4 protein-coding genes are annotated in these 2,351 nt (G+C 68.6%); 3 read left to right on the top strand and 1 reads right to left on the bottom strand.

The annotated features are described in order from the left end of the window. A partial coding sequence (locus VGD44_RS01235; protein ID WP_331083040.1) for a carbohydrate porin occupies window positions 1–492 on the bottom strand: 492 nt, incomplete at its 3' end. A 404-nt stretch (window positions 493–896) separates the two neighbouring features. Between VGD44_RS01235 and VGD44_RS01240 the strand changes: the two genes are divergently transcribed. From VGD44_RS01240 to VGD44_RS01250, 3 genes are all read left to right on the top strand, one after another. Continuing rightward, window positions 897–1,643 carry a DUF4198 domain-containing protein gene (locus tag VGD44_RS01240; protein WP_331083042.1) on the top strand — a complete coding sequence of 249 codons (747 nt, stop codon included), beginning with the start codon at window positions 897–899 and terminating at the stop codon, window positions 1,641–1,643. A gap of 5 nt (window positions 1,644–1,648) precedes the next feature. Continuing rightward, complete coding sequence (locus tag VGD44_RS01245; RefSeq protein ID WP_331083044.1) at window positions 1,649–2,044, top strand: hypothetical protein; 396 nt, start codon at window positions 1,649–1,651, stop codon at window positions 2,042–2,044. A 20-nt stretch (window positions 2,045–2,064) separates the two neighbouring features. Then, window positions 2,065–2,351, top strand: a 287-nt coding sequence (locus VGD44_RS01250) for a HupE/UreJ family protein (RefSeq protein WP_331083046.1), incomplete at its 3' end; no start/stop codon positions are given.

Consider the following 2,351-nt stretch of genomic DNA (forward strand, 5'->3'; position numbering starts at 1 on the left):
AACCGAGGGGCCGTCCCGCCCGACCTGCGCGAGGTCGAGCCCCAGGCCCTGCGCTCCATTCACGAACAGGAGCGCAGCCTTATTGATCGCTAGGTCGCTATTGAGGTCGATGACGCCCAGCTTGACGGCGGCGCCGCCGAACTCCTGCCGCACCCAGGCTTCATAGAGGCGGACCCCGCCGGTGGCGTCCTTGCCGCTGATCGCCTGGATGTCGCCGACCAGTCGCTCCGAGAGAGTGTCGTCGTCGTTCCAGAAGGCCGACACGCGAACGGTCGCGCCGCGCCAGCCGAAAGCACGCTCGGCGTCGATGTCGACGCCCGCCTCGAGGTTCTCGAGGTAGACGGAGCCGCGCCGCAGGCCGCCCTCGAGGTTGCGCCAGGCTTCGCCCGTATAGGTCGCCGACAGCTGGACGGCTGGCGCCTCCTCGGCCGACGCCGCCGTTGCGAAGGCGAGCAGCGCTGCCGCCGCGCCGATGATCCGATGTGCTGCCACGCGAGGGTCCGCCAGTTCCTGCGGACGATGATGGACGCAGCGCCACCCCATGTGATCGCGAACTGGCGGCGCCGTTCGGCGCAGCCGGCGCGTCGCGACCGTTGAATCCGCAGATCATTCTGACGAACGCGTGGGAGAACATGGGTCGCCGCGATCCTCCCCCCGATCGCCGGCGCCCGCCGGCCACGGCCGACCCCAGCCATCCTCGCGCCGTGGCGGCGGGCAGTCCTCAGGACCTTGAATGAGTGGTGTCCGACGGCGAGCAACCACGGCGCTGGCGCCGACTGCCGTCTGAGGTCTGGTTTCGGCAAAAGATGCGTCGGCAGGCCCGGCGAACGGCACGTGGACTTGCCCAACGCGGGTATCCTTCGAGGCCTGAACAGGATCACTACGGGGAGTACCGAATGCCCACGTTCCTTAAGGTCCTTGGCGCGGCGGCGACCGCCGCGGCCGCCTTCGGACTCGCGGCCCCGGCGGCCGACGCCCACGCCATCTGGTTCGCCCAGCGCTCCAAACAGCTCGCCTTCATCTACGGCGTCGGCGCCGACGACTTGGATTCGGTCAAGCGGCTGCCGCTCGTCGAGAAGGTCGCGGGCTACGACGCTCAGTACAAGGCGGTGCCGACCAAGCTGCGCGTGGCCGGCCCCATGGTGATGGTCGACAGCGACAGTCCGGCCACGGTGATCACCGGCGTGATGAACAACGGCATCTGGGCGAAGATGCCGGACGGCGAATGGGTGAAGAAGACCAAGGCCGAGGCGCCGGACGCCACAATCACCACCAAGAACTACAAGTACGCCGTCTACCTCAACGGGCCGCTCAGCGCGCCCCTGCCGACATTCCCGGACCAGGTCGTCCAGATCGTCCCGGTGGACGCGATCCCGGAGAAGCTGGGCGAGCCGATGAAGGTGCGCGTGCTCTACAAGGGCAGGCCGATCGCCGGGGCCCGGGTGATCGCCGACCTGGTCAACGACCCCGACGCCGAGAAGATCGTCACGGGCGCGGATGGCGTCGCCACGATCCGGGTGCGTAACCAGGGCCTGAACGTCGTCAACGCGATCTACGACGGCCCGTCCGACGAGCCCGCCAAGGCGGCCAAGATGGAGCATGAGGCCACCCTGACCTTCGTGCTGCAGCACGCTCCGGAGTGAGGACCATGGCGATGATGACCTGGAAGACCTTGTCCGCCGCGGCCGTCGGCCTCGCGGCTCTGGCCTTCGCTGCCGGCGCCGAGGCGCACGGCAGCATGAAGCCGCAGCACGGCGGCGTGGTGCAAATGACGGGCGAGACCCGCTTCGAGCTGGTCAACGCCCCCGCCGGCGTCGCCCTCTACGTCAAGGACGACGACGAGGATGTGGAGAGCGCCGGCATGACGGCGCGGCTGACCATCACTACCAAGGCTGGGCAGACCTCCAACGTCCAGATGGCGCCGGCCGGCGGCAACAAGTTCGAGGCCAAGGGCGTCAAGCTCGCGCCGGGTTCGAAGGTCGGCGTGATGCTGGTCAACAAGGCCACCCAGGCCCGCGCGTCCACGACCTTCACCATCAACTGACGACCGCAGGAGGCCTTGCGATGCGCAGGCTGAATGGTCGCGTGGCCTGCTGGGGCCGGCTGGCCGGCTGGCTCACCTTCGGGATCGTGCTGGCGCTCGCCGGCGAGGCGGCCGCCCACGGCGTTGCCGAGGACGACAAGGCGTTCATCCAGGGCAATCCGGGCGTCCACATCGCGCCCTACATCTACCTGGGCGCCAAGCACATGGTCACCGGCTACGACCATCTGCTGTTCCTCTTCGGGGTGATCTTCTTCCTCTACCGGCTGAAGGACGTCGCCCACTACGTGACCCTGTTCGCGGTCGGCCA

The sequence above is a fragment of the Phenylobacterium sp. genome (assembly GCF_036402295.1).
GTDB lineage: Bacteria > Pseudomonadota > Alphaproteobacteria > Caulobacterales > Caulobacteraceae > Phenylobacterium.